Annotated in this window: 13 protein-coding genes; 4 read left to right on the forward strand and 9 right to left on the reverse strand. The window is 64.2% G+C overall.

Annotated elements, in window-relative coordinates:
* Nucleotides 1-33: 33 nt before the first annotated feature.
* From ppk2 to MFF62_RS04885, 3 genes are all read right to left on the reverse strand, one after another.
* Entirely contained in the window at nucleotides 34-984 is a 951-nt protein-coding gene (ppk2, locus tag MFF62_RS04875) for a polyphosphate kinase 2 (RefSeq protein ID WP_238260751.1), read from the reverse strand.
* Between the two features lie 100 nt (nucleotides 985-1,084).
* Complete coding sequence (locus MFF62_RS04880; protein WP_238260753.1) at nucleotides 1,085-2,140, reverse strand: transporter; 1,056 nt, start codon at nucleotides 2,138-2,140, stop codon at nucleotides 1,085-1,087.
* 69 nt (nucleotides 2,141-2,209) lie between these two features.
* Nucleotides 2,210-3,733, reverse strand: coding sequence for a sigma-54 interaction domain-containing protein (locus MFF62_RS04885; protein WP_238260755.1), 1,524 nt, complete (start codon nucleotides 3,731-3,733; stop codon nucleotides 2,210-2,212).
* 277 nt (nucleotides 3,734-4,010) lie between these two features.
* Here MFF62_RS04885 and MFF62_RS04890 point away from each other — a divergent pair, with 277 nt between their 5' ends.
* Both MFF62_RS04890 and MFF62_RS04895 read left to right on the forward strand, forming a co-directional pair.
* Nucleotides 4,011-5,402, forward strand: coding sequence for a GntP family permease (locus tag MFF62_RS04890; protein WP_238260757.1), 1,392 nt, complete (start codon nucleotides 4,011-4,013; stop codon nucleotides 5,400-5,402).
* Between the two features lie 19 nt (nucleotides 5,403-5,421).
* The gene (locus tag MFF62_RS04895) at nucleotides 5,422-6,198 is read left to right on the forward strand and encodes a 3-hydroxybutyrate dehydrogenase (RefSeq protein WP_238260759.1); all 777 of its coding nucleotides are present in this window, start codon (nucleotides 5,422-5,424) and stop codon (nucleotides 6,196-6,198) included.
* Nucleotides 6,199-6,264: 66 nt separating this feature from the next.
* Here the strand turns inward: MFF62_RS04895 and MFF62_RS04900 are convergent, their stop codons facing one another.
* The 6 genes from MFF62_RS04900 to MFF62_RS04925 all read right to left on the reverse strand — a co-directional run bounded on the left by MFF62_RS04900 (nucleotide 6,265) and on the right by MFF62_RS04925 (nucleotide 10,941).
* Nucleotides 6,265-6,570, reverse strand: a complete 306-nt coding sequence (locus tag MFF62_RS04900) for a putative quinol monooxygenase (RefSeq protein WP_238260761.1) — start codon at nucleotides 6,568-6,570, stop codon at nucleotides 6,265-6,267.
* 149 nt (nucleotides 6,571-6,719) lie between these two features.
* Nucleotides 6,720-7,748 carry a CAP domain-containing protein gene (locus tag MFF62_RS04905; RefSeq protein WP_238260763.1) on the reverse strand — a complete coding sequence of 343 codons (1,029 nt, stop codon included), beginning with the start codon at nucleotides 7,746-7,748 and terminating at the stop codon, nucleotides 6,720-6,722.
* A 197-nt stretch (nucleotides 7,749-7,945) separates the two neighbouring features.
* Nucleotides 7,946-8,164, reverse strand: a complete 219-nt coding sequence (locus tag MFF62_RS04910; RefSeq protein WP_238260765.1) for a DUF6434 domain-containing protein — start codon at nucleotides 8,162-8,164, stop codon at nucleotides 7,946-7,948.
* Nucleotides 8,161-8,718: an AAA family ATPase gene (locus tag MFF62_RS04915; RefSeq protein ID WP_238260767.1), complete on the reverse strand. Its 558-nt coding sequence runs from the start codon at nucleotides 8,716-8,718 to the stop codon at nucleotides 8,161-8,163. Before MFF62_RS04915 ends, MFF62_RS04910 begins: the two co-directional genes overlap by 4 nt.
* Nucleotides 8,719-8,731: 13 nt before the next feature.
* On the reverse strand, nucleotides 8,732-9,628 hold the full coding sequence (locus MFF62_RS04920; RefSeq protein ID WP_238260769.1) for a hypothetical protein: 897 nt from the start codon (nucleotides 9,626-9,628) through the stop codon (nucleotides 8,732-8,734).
* Between the two features lie 785 nt (nucleotides 9,629-10,413).
* Entirely contained in the window at nucleotides 10,414-10,941 is a 528-nt protein-coding gene (locus MFF62_RS04925; RefSeq protein WP_238261214.1) for a GNAT family N-acetyltransferase, read from the reverse strand.
* 299 nt (nucleotides 10,942-11,240) lie between these two features.
* Between MFF62_RS04925 and MFF62_RS04930 the strand changes: the two genes are divergently transcribed.
* On the forward strand, nucleotides 11,241-11,984 hold the full coding sequence (locus MFF62_RS04930) for an acetoacetate decarboxylase (RefSeq protein ID WP_238260771.1): 744 nt from the start codon (nucleotides 11,241-11,243) through the stop codon (nucleotides 11,982-11,984).
* A gap of 33 nt (nucleotides 11,985-12,017) precedes the next feature.
* Nucleotides 12,018-12,800, forward strand: a complete 783-nt coding sequence (locus MFF62_RS04935; protein WP_238260773.1) for a 3-hydroxybutyrate dehydrogenase — start codon at nucleotides 12,018-12,020, stop codon at nucleotides 12,798-12,800.
* The last annotated feature ends 16 nt before the right edge of the window (nucleotides 12,801-12,816 follow it).

Raw genomic sequence — 12,816 nt, forward strand, 5'->3', positions numbered from 1 at the left:
TTGATTCCCGCTCGATCCCCGCTTGATCCGTGCCTAGTAGATCTCGGGAATGATCATGTTGTCCGACACGGGCTGGCGCACGTAGTCGGCGTGGCGCTCGCGTTCGGGCAGCACGATGCTGGACTGCGAGGGCTCCACGTACGGCATCTGCGTAAGCAGATGATGGATGCAGTTCAGGCGGGCGCGCTTCTTGTCCACGGCCTGCACCACCCACCACGGCGCCTCGGGAATATGCGTGCGCTCGAGCATGATTTCCTTGGCGCGCGTGTAGTCTTCCCAGCGGCGGCGCGACTCCAGGTCCATCGGGCTCAGCTTCCACTGCTTGAGCGGATCGTGGATGCGGCTCAGGAAGCGCAGGTGCTGCTCCTCGTCGGTGATCGAGAACCAGTACTTGATCACCTGGATGCCGGAACGCACCAGCATGCGTTCAAACTCGGGCACCGAGCGGAAGAATTCCTCGTACTGGTCGTCGGTGCAGAAGCCCATCACGTGCTCGACGCCGGCGCGGTTGTACCAGCTGCGGTCGAACAGCACCATTTCGCCGGCGGCGGGCAGGTGCGACACATAGCGCTGGAAGTACCACTGCGTGCGCTCGCGATCGTTGGGCGCCGGCAGCGCGGCCACGCGGCACACGCGCGGATTCAGCCGCTGCGTGATGCGCTTGATCACGCCACCCTTGCCGGCGGCGTCGCGCCCCTCGAACAGGATCACCACCTTGTGGCCCGTGGCCACCACCCAGCTCTGCAACTTCACCAGCTCGCCCTGCAGGCGGAACAGCTCGCGGAAGTAGAGATGGCGCTCGGCGCGTTCCGCGTCGTCGCCATTGAGGTTGCTGCTGTCGCCGGGGCCGCCGATGTCGCCGGCCAGCACGCGCTGCACCAGCATCGGATCGCGGTCTTCCAGCTCCAGTTCGAGCTCTTCGTCGTAGTAGTCCGCCACCTCGCGGTGAATGCGCCGGATCAGTGCTTCGTCGTTGTAGTCCATGGCTTTCCTCCATCGCGCGCGCCGAACGGCGTGCGCCTTGGTGAACGATCGTACGCTCGCCTTATGGCAATTCGATGAATTGTCATAGAGGCATCATGAATCACATCAGGCCGTCCTGCTGCTTGCGGAACGCCCAGCGCCCGGCCAGTACCGTGAAGCTGGCCACCAGTACCACCAGCACCCAGAAGCCGTGCGGGTGGTCGGCCAGCGGAATGCCGCCCACATTCATGCCGAAGAAGCCGGCCACGATGTTGATCGGCAAGGCCAGCACGGTGACCACGGTCAGGGTGAACAGCGTGCGGTTAGTTTGCTCGTTCAGCTTGGCGGCCACTTCTTCCTGGAGCAACTTGATGCGTTCCACCAGCGCGGCCAGGTCATTGAGCACCAGCGAGAATTCCTCGGTCGATTCGCGCAGTTCCCGCAGGTCGGTCTCCAGCAGCCAGGCGGGCGGCCGGTTCAGCAGCCTGAACAGCGCGCCGGGCTCGGGCGCCAGCAGGCGCTGCAGGCGCACCAGTCCGCGCCGCATGGCGCCCAGGTCTGCCCGGTTCGACTGCAGGCGCTGCGACAGCAACTGGTCTTCGATCTGATCCACGCCAACACCGGTTTCCCGCACGATCTGTACCAGCACGTCGGCCTGGTCCTGCAACAGGTGCACCACCAGGTTGAGCGGCGAGCGGAACATCTCGCCGCGCCGCACGGCAGCGCGCAGGCGATCCACCGAGCGCAGCGGACGCGCGCGGGCGGTGACCACCAGGCGGTGGTCGGCATGGGCCCAGAGCGTGGAAATATCGGTCGAAGTCACACCGAAGTTGTAAATCACGTCATTGACCACGGCCAGCAGCGCGGCGTCCTGGCGTTCGATGCGCGTGGAATGCGACCCCTGCCGCAGCGCCTCGAAGAAGTCTTCGGGCAGGCCAAGCTGGGCGCGCATCCAGCGCTCGCAGGCGCTGTGCGACAGGTTGAAGTGCAGCCACACGAACGGGCGCTCCACCTGCTCCACTTCGTCGTCCGGCCCGGCAGGAGGATGCTCGCGCAGCCAGGCCGCCGCCGCGCTGGAGTCGATCTCGCGCCCCGGCCGTCCGGGCTCGAACAGGAAACCGCTGACCAGACCGACCGGGTCGGAACCATAGCCGGCTTCGACAATGCCCGATTGCATGCAGACTCCATTCACTTTGTCTCGCGTGACGTTATCACGCCGTCGTGAAAGTCGGGATGCGCGCGCGGGTTACAGAGCCTCGCGCGCGGCCGCCAGCTTCTTGTAGAACGCGGCGCGGCTGATACCGATGCGCGCGGCGGCATCGGCGACGCGCCCGCCACATGCATCCAGCGCCTGCGACAGGAAGGCCGCCTCGAACTGGGCCATTGCTTCGGCATAGGTCTGGGTGGATGGTGACGCCGGCATTGGTAGCGATGGCGGTGACAACTGTGGTGACAGCAACACCTCGACGGCAGGCGCGGCCACGCTGACCGGGGGTTCGCTGACCGGCTCGGCAGCGGGCAAGGCCACGCGCCGCGCCCCGAGCAGCGGCGCCAGCGTGGCGGCATCGACCGAATCCTCGTCGCACATCATCACCACGCGTTCCAGCACGTTGCGAAGCTCTCGCACATTGCCAGGCCAGTCGTAGGTGCGCAGCAGTTCCAGCGCATCGTCCTGCAGGCCCAGCGGATGGCGCTCGGCCTTGATGCTCAGTTCCTCGACGATCGCGTAGACCAGCGGCAGCAGGTCGGCCCGGCGCTCGCGCAGCGGCGGCAGGTCGATCGTCAGCACGTTCAGCCGGTAATAGAGATCGGCGCGGAAGCGGCCTTCGGCCACCAGCGCCGGCAGGTCGGCCGAAGTAGCGGCGATGATCCGCACATCGCTGCGGACGATCCGGTTCGACCCCAGCGGCTCGAACTCGCGATCCTGCAGCGCGCGCAGCAGCTTGCTCTGCAGCGCCAGCGGCATGTCGCCGATCTCGTCCAGGAACAGCGTACCGCCATCGGCCAGTTCGAACTTGCCGACGCGCCCCTTGCGGTCAACTCCGGTATAAGCGCCCGGCGCAGCGCCAAAGAACTCCACCTCCAGCAGCGTGTCGGGGATAGCGGCCACGTTGACCGTGACCAGCGGCCGCTCGGCGCGCGCCGAACCCGCGTGGATGCCGTGCGCCAGCAGTTCCTTGCCGGTGCCCGTTTCACCAAGCAGCAGTACCGGCGATTCCACCAGCGCCGCGCGCCGCGCCTGGCGCTTGGCCTCCTGCGCGGCCGGACTGGTGCCGACGAAGCTGGCGAAGGTGTACTTGGCGCGCCGCGCGTAGTCGAGCGAGCGCCGTGCCGCCGCCAGCTCTGCCTGCGCGCGCGAGTAGTGGGCAAACAGCGGCGTCAGCGCCTTCAGTTCGTCGAACAGCGCAAAGCCCACGCCGCCGATCGTATGGCCGTCGTCGTCCTTGATGGGCAGCCGCGTGACGATCATCGGCTCGCGGTCGGTTTCCAGCAGGTCCAGCAGGATCGGCTTGCCCGTGGTGACCACCTCGCGCATCAGGCTGTTCGGAATCACCTGCTCGCAGTCGAGCCCGATGGCGTCCTGCGGATTGGTGAACCCGAACCGCGCCGCGTAGCGCTTGTTGATCCACACCACGCGTGCGTGTTCGTCCACGACGAACGTGCCTTCGCTGAAATTTTCGAATGTGCGGAACAACGACTCCATTGCACGTCGCGCAACATAGTCGTAGTCCAGCAGCAGTGCGCCACCTGGGTCGGCGATCTTTTGCATGGCGGGAAGTCCCCTGAGAGGACCCTGTCTCGATCTGTAGACGCGAAGTGTCTCATATAGAAGAATTCGCTGCCGCGCGAATCGCTTGTCTTGTCTCAACGTAGAGACAATGCGCCGCAAGTTACACTATTTGCGCCTTATTCGTAACTTTTTGGTGTGGCACAGAGCCTGCTAATGAAGCGGTCCCTTGTCATATGCACAAGCGACCCTCGCATTGACGGCACCGAGGCAACTTGCCTCGGCCTGACCGCATTCAAGAACAAGTAATGGAGACCCCATGTCTTTTGTCGTAGTGATCGCCGCATTGGCGTTCCTGATGTTCGCCGCCTATCGCGGCTACAGCGTGATCCTGTTCGCGCCGCTCGCCGCGCTGGGCGCGGTGCTGCTGACCGACCCGTCGGCCGTGGCACCGGTGTTTTCCGGCATCTTCATGGAGAAGATGGTCGGCTTCGTGAAGCTCTACTTCCCCGTGTTCATGCTGGGCGCGGTCTTCGGCAAGGTCATCGAACTGTCGGGCTTTTCCGAGTCGATCGTGGCCGCCGCCATCCGCTACATCGGCCGCTCGCGCGCCAATGCCGTGATCGTCGCGGTCTGCGCACTGCTGACGTACGGCGGCGTGTCGCTGTTCGTGGTGGTGTTTGCGGTCTACCCGTTCGCCGCCGAACTCTATCGCCAGAGCAACATCCCCAAGCGCCTGATGCCGGGTGCGATTGCGCTGGGCGCGTTCTCGTTCACGATGGACTCGCTGCCGGGTACGCCGCAGATCCAGAACATCATCCCGACCACGTTCTTCAAGACCACGTCGTGGGCCGCACCGGCGCTGGGCGTGGCCGGCTCGCTCTTCATCATCATCGTGGGCCTGTCGTACCTGGAATGGCGCCGCCGCGCCGCCGCCGCGCGCGGCGAGGGCTACGGCACCAACCTCGTGAACGAACCGCAACGCGTGGAAGGCGGCAAGCTGCCGCCGGCATGGCTGGCCATCCTGCCGCTGATCGTGGTGGGCGTGTCCAACTTCTGGCTCACGCGCATGATTCCGCTCTGGTACGGCCAGTCGAACAGCGTGTCGCTGCCGGGCCTGACCAAGCCGGTGGAAACCAAGATCGCCAGCGTGACCGCCATCTGGGCCGTGGAAGGCGCCCTGCTGCTGGGCATCGTCGTGGTGCTGGTCACCGCGTTCGCCGCAGTGAAGTCGCGCTTTGCCGAAGGCACCAAGAGCGCCGTGTCGGGCGCGCTGCTGGCGTCGATGAACACCGCCTCGGAATACGGCTTTGGCGGCGTGATTGCCGCGCTGCCGGGCTTCCTGGTGGTCAGCGACGCGCTGCGCAGCATTCCCAACCCGCTGGTCAACGCGGCCGTCTCCGTCAGCACGCTGGCCGGTATCACGGGCTCCGCTTCGGGCGGCATGAGCATCGCGCTGGCCGCGATGTCCGACGTGTTCATCCAGGGTGCCCAGGCTGCACAGATTCCGCTGGAAGTGCTGCACCGCGTGGTGTCGATGGCCAGCGGCGGCATGGACACGCTGCCGCACAACGGCGCCGTGATCACGCTGCTGGCCGTCACCGGCCTCACGCACCGCGAGTCGTACCGCGACATCTTCGCGATCACGATCATCAAGACGATGGCCGTGTTCTTCGTGATCCTCACGTTCTACCTGACGGGCCTCGTCTAACCTCGCGCAAGGAAACATCATGGTCAATCTGCATGGCAAGACCGCGCTGATCACTGGCTCGACGAGCGGCATCGGCCTGGGCGTGGCCCAGGTGCTGGCGCAAGCCGGCGCCAACATCGTGCTCAACGGCTTTGGCGACATCGACGGCGCGCGGGAAAGCATCCGCGCCCTCGGCGCCAAGGTGGTACACCACCCGGCCGACATGCGCCGCGCCGACGAGATCGAAGCCATGTTCGCGCTGGCACGCGAACAGTGCGGCGGCGTCGACATTCTGGTCAACAACGCGGGCATCCAGCATGTGTCGCCGGTGGAAGACTTCCCGGTGCAGAAGTGGGACGACATCATCGCGATCAACCTGAGTTCCGGTTTCCACACCACGCGGCTGGCGCTGCCGTCGATGCGCGCCGCCAACTGGGGCCGCATCGTCAATATCGCGTCGGTGCACGGACTGGTCGGCTCGGCCGGCAAGTCGGCCTATGTAGCCGCCAAGCACGGCCTCGTGGGCCTGACCAAGGTGACCGCGCTGGAAACGGCCGCCACCGGCATCACCTGCAACGCGATCTGCCCCGGCTTCGTGCTGACGCCGCTGGTGGCCGCTCAGATCGACACCATCGCCCAGCGCGACGGCATCACCGCCGACGCCGCGCAGGCTCGCCTGCTGTCCGACAAGCAGCCCTCGGGGCAATTTGTCACGCCGGAACAACTGGGCAACCTCGTGCTGATGCTGTGCTCGCCGTTCGGCGACCAGGTACGCGGCGCGGCATGGGCCATGGATGGTGGGTGGACGGCGCAGTAAGCGTCCTCCCCAACTTGATGAACTGACAGCCCCGGCCTTGCGCCGGGGCTTTTTTTGTCGGTCAGCTCATTCGGGCGCGACCGCGTACGGATGCGCCGCAACCCGCATCGGCGGCTCGGCCAGAAGCTCAAGGATTTCGTCGCGGAGTTCGTCAGCGAGCGCGCTGTTCTCGTAGGCATCCTTGGCGGCATCGGACCGGAACACCTCGATGTTCCACAGCACGTCGGGATCCCCGTCTTCACGAAGAATGATGAAGCGGTCGGAAGCGCCAGACTTTTTCATGCCGATGGTGGCCAGTTCGAACAGCTTGTCGCCAGCGCCGGGCTTGGCGCGCATTCGGATGATGTAGGCGGGTTGGGATTGCAGGGTCATGCGTTGATCCTCCTTTAGACAACAAACTGGCTAAACGCTGTAGCAACAATGGGCTCCGCTGACTGCCCGAATGTCATGGAGGCCATCCCCTTGAGTCAAGGGCTGATACGTACGGACCGGGCGCGAAATGCGCCCGCGTCCGATCGCTATCAGTTGGTCTTGAACGTCCAGCTCTTCGAGATGGCAACACCGTTACGCGCACCGGCGAACGTCGCCGTGTAGGTCTTGCCGGCAGCAAGCGGGCTAAGCGGCATGAAGAAGGCCACGCCCGGATACAGCATCGCGTCGGACTGCGCGCCGGTTGCCGTCGAGCCGGCCAGCGCGCCGGTCGCCACAAGCACGCGGCCCGGAATCGGAGCACCAAGGTTGTCGACCAGCGAGAAATTGCTCACCGTGAGCACATCGGCGAACTTATCAGCACGCACCCGCACCATGAGCGGATGACCGGGCGCTGCGATATCCGGTGCAGGTTGCGGGATTTCCGCGACCATGGCGCCATCCACGGTAGACCCTTCCACCGGCGCCACGCCGATGGCGTTTGCAGCCATTTGCTGACCATTTCCCACCGGTTGCGAGTTGGTCGGCGGCGTCCCCGATACACCGCCGAGCGTCACCACCGCCATATCGATCGAGCAGGACCAATCATTCAGCCCAAGACCGACGGTTTCGACGGGACCTGTCATCCCTTGCAGGTGGTACACCGTGTTGGTCATCCGCATGCACGCTGCTACCTGGCTAACCGGGAGGATCGTGGTGCCGCTGGCAATTTCTGAGATCCATTGCGCCGCATCGACACCGGCCTTTGTGGCACGGCTGCGGGGGGTCGCCTCGTAGTAGGCCGTATTGGTCGCGAGCTCTTCGTGCGCAACCACCAGATTGGCCTTCATGTAGTCAGCATGAGCCTGAGCGGCTATATCGAGCTTGGAATCCTGCCTGAGCTTGCCCACACCGACAGCCGCCCGGAAATCGTTCAACTGCGCAAAGAGCTGCAGGCGGTTGTCGGTGTAGCTTGCGGCCGGCACATCGGTGGCTGGCGCAACCGAAGACGGCGGGGTCACCGTTGCCGGCGGCACCACGATCGGCATGGTTCCACCACCGCTGTCGCCACCGCCACCGCAGGCAGCAAGCGCAAGCAGCGCGGCAACGGAAATCATTGAGAGTGAGGACTTCTTTTTCATTGTTTTCTTTCTTGTGATTGACGTGAGCGAGCCCGGCCGAATTGCATGGAATCAGCGCGGTTCAAGAGACTGGAAGCCGGTCAGAGAACGGCAATGAGAAGTGACTTCTAAATCCCCTGCAAGAGGGGCGTCAGTGCACGCACTGATCAGCCGGGCCTGCTGGCCGGCAGCCCCAGCCTTGCGCCGGGGCTTCTTCACTAGCGTTCGGCCTCACCTTGCCTGCGCCGCCATTCGTCGGCGACGTCGCCCATGGTCTTGCTGGAACCCTCGCGAATCCATGCCATCAACGCGCGGTCGAACGCAAAGTCCGGGCCGCACTGGGCGATCAGGAATCGCCGTACGTTCTGGGTATTGCGATAGGACTTGTCCACGACCGTAGTCCGCGTGATCTGGCCACCGTGCCAATCGAATTTCATTGTGAATTCGTGAACGTCTCATTACCCAACGGGGATGACGAACTTAGGAGAGAATGCCGCGCTGCAAGCACTGCTTGCTGCCTCGCCTCGATCGTGTCGTCGCCTTCCAGACAGAGCACGGGGCATTTTCGGGACGCCAGCCACTCGCGATGCCGCGCAAGACTGCGGCCCTCCGCCGTGCCTTCGTCATATTGTGCGGCCCATGCGAGGAACTCGGGGTCGGCCTTGCCAAACCGGCGCTCCTCCCTGTCATTCAACCGTGCCAGGCGAACGGCGGTCGGTACGTACAGGAATACGACAAGGCCGAAGGCATTCTCAAGTGTCTCACCCCAGCCCATCAAGGCACCTGCCACGACTGCATTCGGGCTGGCGTGCAAGTCTTTCAGCAATGCCACACGACGCTCCTCGTGACCAAATTTCTGCTGGTACGGCGGGGTCGTGGGGCGCCAGAAGTAGTCGTCCGTTTCGATGGCACGCGCAGGAATCGCTGCTGCAATCGCAGCCGCCAAGGTAGACGTGCCAGAGCCTGCCGCGCCTGTAATCAGTATGTGCATGCCGAACGAGACCCTAAAAGCGAAATGCCACGCTCAGCATCGGGCCCTTCAGCGTCAGCCTCTGAACCAGGTCACCACTGCGGAGCTGGTACGTCAGGTAGCGATACGTCAATTGCACATCGCCCCAGCTTGCCGCATAGGCCGCGCCAGTGGACGCCTGCACGGTGTATCGGGAAGTGCCGGTCCCGGCGTCGATGTAGTACGGCACATACCATCGGTCATGGTTGCCAATACGGAGTCGTCCGCGAACGCCGATGATGCCATCCCAGATATTGGCGGTCTGCGCCACGCTGCCCTGCGTGGCCAGCGTCGCGCCCTGCTGCGTGAACGTCGCGGATAGCGTCCAGTTGGCGCTGGCGCTGATGTTCAGGTACCTGAGGCCGCCGAGCGGCTCGACCGTGCCCCATGGCGCGCGCATTGCGGTATAGGCCGCGTAAAGTCCGAACAGCCCGCCGCTCAGGCTGGCGCCGGTACTCGTCGCCAGTTCGCGCGGGATGACCACCCGAACGCCGTTCGCCGAGCTGACGGTATTGAGCGTGGAACTCTGATTGTTGAAGTCGAGGTATGCCGCATCGGCGAGGATCGCCCAGTCGCCCTTGCTGGCTTCGGCCTGCACCATCACCAGGAACTTCAGGTACTGGAGATAGCTGTCCGGCCCGGTGCCCGTGTCGAGCCTGCCGCCGCCCGTCGATGCGTTGCCGGAGAAGCTGAAGGCGCCGCTGACGTTGGGTAACCAGAGATACGGCGCAATTGCATATTTCCATTCACTCGCATCCGGCGATTCGGCGTGCCCCGACCCGGCAGCGACCGCCAGCAGGATAGCCAGGCCGATACGCCTCCCACCCCACCCTGGAATTGGCGCCTTGATAACGCGCCTGCCGAGACGACATTCCCATTGCACCGATTCCATTGTTTACGCCTTTTGATGGTCGCATTGTTGTCCATCACGCTTGAGATGGCAGCCACGATGTTACCCGGCTAGCCGCCTGCCACCATGCGTACATCAACGCTGGGCTCAGGTGTTGTGCCGGGATGACACCCCTCGTCGGGGTGCGCCATCGCGTGATTGGTCAATGCTAGGGTAGCGACCCTATGCTTGGCAAATTCGACCCAGGCACTTGGGAAACTGAACACTAAAAATGAATAAAAAAATCGTTGTGCTTGCATTCTCGGTGCTGCTGGTGGCCGGATGCGGGCCGTTTCGAAACAAGTATGTCGAGCCTACGGATCGCACCGACATGGTTGCGGTAGAAGTCAGCTACTCGGGGGACTTCGTTTAACCGCTCGTCTTCGACGATGGAAAGACCTGTGTGGGTCCGAAGAGCCTGAATATCCAGCCACAGGGAACCCAAAAGGTCTTTATCCGCGCTGGCCAACTCACGACCTTCATGCTCGGGGACCTATCGCCGCTTTACTCGTCGGGGGCGGGACTTGGCGTTAGTTCCTGCAAGATGGCATTCAGCTTTACACCCCAGGCTGAACGCAGCTACCGGGTCACCAGGAATCGCACCCGGAACCAATGCAGCATCCGTATCGTGGAGTCGAATTCATCGGGAAGACGAGATATCTCGTCAACCATTGCCATGCGGGAATATTCAATCCCTTTCTTTGGCGGTGACGCCCCGTATTGCAAGGATTGATGCTTCCGCACTGTCGACCCCTCAGCCTGTTCAAGTCCAGGCGAAAGCAAACCACTCAAACCTGCTTGCAATAGAACGTCGTGCCGCACAGTTCGCCGGTCGGCATCAACGCGTAGTTGGGCACATCGCCAACGCGTTGCCAGCCCACACGCTGATACAGCCGTTCCGCATCGCCGCCCGTCACGGTATCCAGGACGAGGACGGTTTTGCCTTCTTCCCGGGCGGCGGCCTCGGCGGCGATCATCAGTTGCTGCGCGATGCCGTTGCGGCGGGCGCGGCGGTGCACGAGCATCTTGGCGATGTCGGCGCGATGCGGCTGGTTTTCCGGTTGCGCGGTGATGACCTGCACCGTGCCGACGATCTGTCCCGCTTCGTCCTCGGCGACGAGCAGCACCCGCCCGCCACGTGCCACATCGTCGGCGACATTGCGCCAGAACGCGGTTGCCTTGTCCCGGCCGATCGGCAGCATGAAGCTTACCGACGCGCCCCCTTCCACACAGTCGACCAGTACATCCGCCAGCCCGTCGACGCACGCCTGCGCTTCGTCCGCGCCGACGCGACGCACCGTAACAGTGCCAATCATCCGTTTCCCCTTTGGGTTGTTGTTGTTCAGGTACACGAGCGCCACGCGGAGCGCGCGGGCTTTCGCAAGCTAGAGCAGACGTGTGGACTTGTCAACGTGGCCACGCGGCGGGAGTCCCAGTGCCTCCGCGATCACCGCAGGCCCTGTTCCGCCCCGAATGTCATACGTGAGCATTCCCGCTCCAATACTCTTGGGTGATAGCCGCCTCCGGATCCGGCTTTCAGAATGATCCGGCCCGCGCTGCAGCAATGTCATGGGGACAGTGGCGGCGCGGCACGGCATCGTTCAGGAGGCCACGCATGGACATCCAGACCATCCGGGAGCGCGCGTACGCCACGCCGCTATGCAGCCCCGCCTATCCGATGGGACCTTACCGGTTCCTGCAGCGGGAATACTTCGTCATTTCCTATCGCACCGATCCGGAGCTGCTGCGGGCCGTGGTGCCCGAGCCGCTGGAGGTTGCCGATCCGGTGGTGCACTACGAGTTCATCCGCATGCCCGATTCCACGGGCTTCGGCGACTACACGGAATCGGGCCAGGTCATTCCGGTGACCTTCCGGGGCCAGGCCGGCAACTACACCCATGCGATGTTCCTGGACGACCATCCGCCGCTGGCGGGCGGGCGCGAGATCTGGGGCTTTCCGAAGAAGCTCGCCAGCCCGCGTCTCGCGGTGGAAAAGGACACGCTGCTGGGCACGCTCGACTACGGCCCGGTGCGCGTGGCCACCGGCACCATGGGCTACAAGCACCACTGCATCCCGCCCAGCCAGGTGCGCGACGCGCTGGCCAACACCCCCAACTACCTGCTGAAGATCCTGCCGCACGTCGATGGCACCGCGCGCGTCTGCGAGCTGGTCTGCTTTTTCCTGAAGGACGTCGACGTCAAGGGCGCCTGGACCGGCCCAGCGGCGCTGTCCCTGTTTCCGCACGCACTCGCGCCGGTGGCCTCGCTGCCCGTGCTCGAAGTGCTGGGCGCCAAGCATTACGTTGCCGACCTGACCCTGGGACTGGGCGAGGTCGTCTTCGATTACCTGCAGCCGTAACCGGCTCTCCTCAATTCATCGGAGTCAAGAAAAATGAAGCTTCAAGGCAAATCGGCGATCGTCACGGGCGCCGCCAGCGGCATTGGCAAGGCCATTGCGGAACTGCTGGCCAAGGAAGGCGCGGCCGTGGCCGTGGCCGATCTCAATGAGGAAGCCGCCACCCGCGTGGCGCGGGGCATCGAGGCCGATGGCGGCATCGCCATGGGCGTGGCGATGGACGTCACCAACGAAGAGGCCGTCGACAGCGCCACCGAAACCGTGGCCAACCGCTTTGGCGGCGTCGACATCCTGGTGTCGAACGCCGGCATCCAGATCGTCAATCCGATCCACGAATACAGCTTTGCCGACTGGAAGCGCATGCAAGCCATCCATCTGGACGGCGCGTTCCTGACCACCCGCGCGGCGCTGCGCCACATGTACCGCGACAACCGCGGCGGCACCGTCATCTACATGGGCTCGGTGCATTCGCACGAGGCGTCGCCGCTCAAGTGCGCCTACGTGGCTGCCAAGCACGGCCTGCTGGGCCTGGCACGCGTGGTGGCCAAGGAAGGCGGCGAGCACAACGTGCGCTCGCACGTGATCTGCCCGGGCTTCGTGCGTACGCCGCTGGTGGACAAGCAGATTCCCGAGCAGGCGCGCGAACTGGGTATCAGCGAGGAAGAAGTGGTGCGCCGCGTGATGCTGGGCGGCACCGTCGATGGCGTGTTCACCACGGTCGAAGACGTGGCGCAGACCGCGCTGTTCCTGTCCGCCTTCCCGTCGGCCGCGCTGACGGGCCAGTCGTTCGTGGTGAGCCACGGCTGGTACATGCAGTAAGCGGAACCGGATACGG

Source organism: Cupriavidus pauculus (assembly GCF_022179805.1).
Classification (GTDB): Bacteria; Pseudomonadota; Gammaproteobacteria; order Burkholderiales; family Burkholderiaceae; genus Cupriavidus; species Cupriavidus pauculus_E.

Excerpts from the sequence above, each read along its gene's own strand:
- ppk2 (WP_238260751.1), bottom strand. The coding sequence starts at position 984 with ATGGACTACAACGACGAAGCACTGATCCGGCGCATTCACCGCGAGGTG.
- MFF62_RS04880 (WP_238260753.1), bottom strand. The coding sequence starts at position 2,140 with ATGCAATCGGGCATTGTCGAAGCCGGCTATGGTTCCGACCCGGTCGGT.
- MFF62_RS04885 (WP_238260755.1), bottom strand. The coding sequence starts at position 3,733 with ATGCAAAAGATCGCCGACCCAGGTGGCGCACTGCTGCTGGACTACGAC.
- MFF62_RS04890 (WP_238260757.1), top strand. The coding sequence starts at position 4,011 with ATGTCTTTTGTCGTAGTGATCGCCGCATTGGCGTTCCTGATGTTCGCC.
- MFF62_RS04895 (WP_238260759.1), top strand. The coding sequence starts at position 5,422 with ATGGTCAATCTGCATGGCAAGACCGCGCTGATCACTGGCTCGACGAGC.
- MFF62_RS04900 (WP_238260761.1), bottom strand. The coding sequence starts at position 6,570 with ATGACCCTGCAATCCCAACCCGCCTACATCATCCGAATGCGCGCCAAG.
- MFF62_RS04905 (WP_238260763.1), bottom strand. The coding sequence starts at position 7,748 with ATGAAAAAGAAGTCCTCACTCTCAATGATTTCCGTTGCCGCGCTGCTT.
- MFF62_RS04910 (WP_238260765.1), bottom strand. The coding sequence starts at position 8,164 with ATGAAATTCGATTGGCACGGTGGCCAGATCACGCGGACTACGGTCGTG.
- MFF62_RS04915 (WP_238260767.1), bottom strand. The coding sequence starts at position 8,718 with ATGCACATACTGATTACAGGCGCGGCAGGCTCTGGCACGTCTACCTTG.
- MFF62_RS04920 (WP_238260769.1), bottom strand. The coding sequence starts at position 9,628 with ATGGAATCGGTGCAATGGGAATGTCGTCTCGGCAGGCGCGTTATCAAG.
- MFF62_RS04925 (WP_238261214.1), bottom strand. The coding sequence starts at position 10,941 with ATGATTGGCACTGTTACGGTGCGTCGCGTCGGCGCGGACGAAGCGCAG.
- MFF62_RS04930 (WP_238260771.1), top strand. The coding sequence starts at position 11,241 with ATGGACATCCAGACCATCCGGGAGCGCGCGTACGCCACGCCGCTATGC.
- MFF62_RS04935 (WP_238260773.1), top strand. The coding sequence starts at position 12,018 with ATGAAGCTTCAAGGCAAATCGGCGATCGTCACGGGCGCCGCCAGCGGC.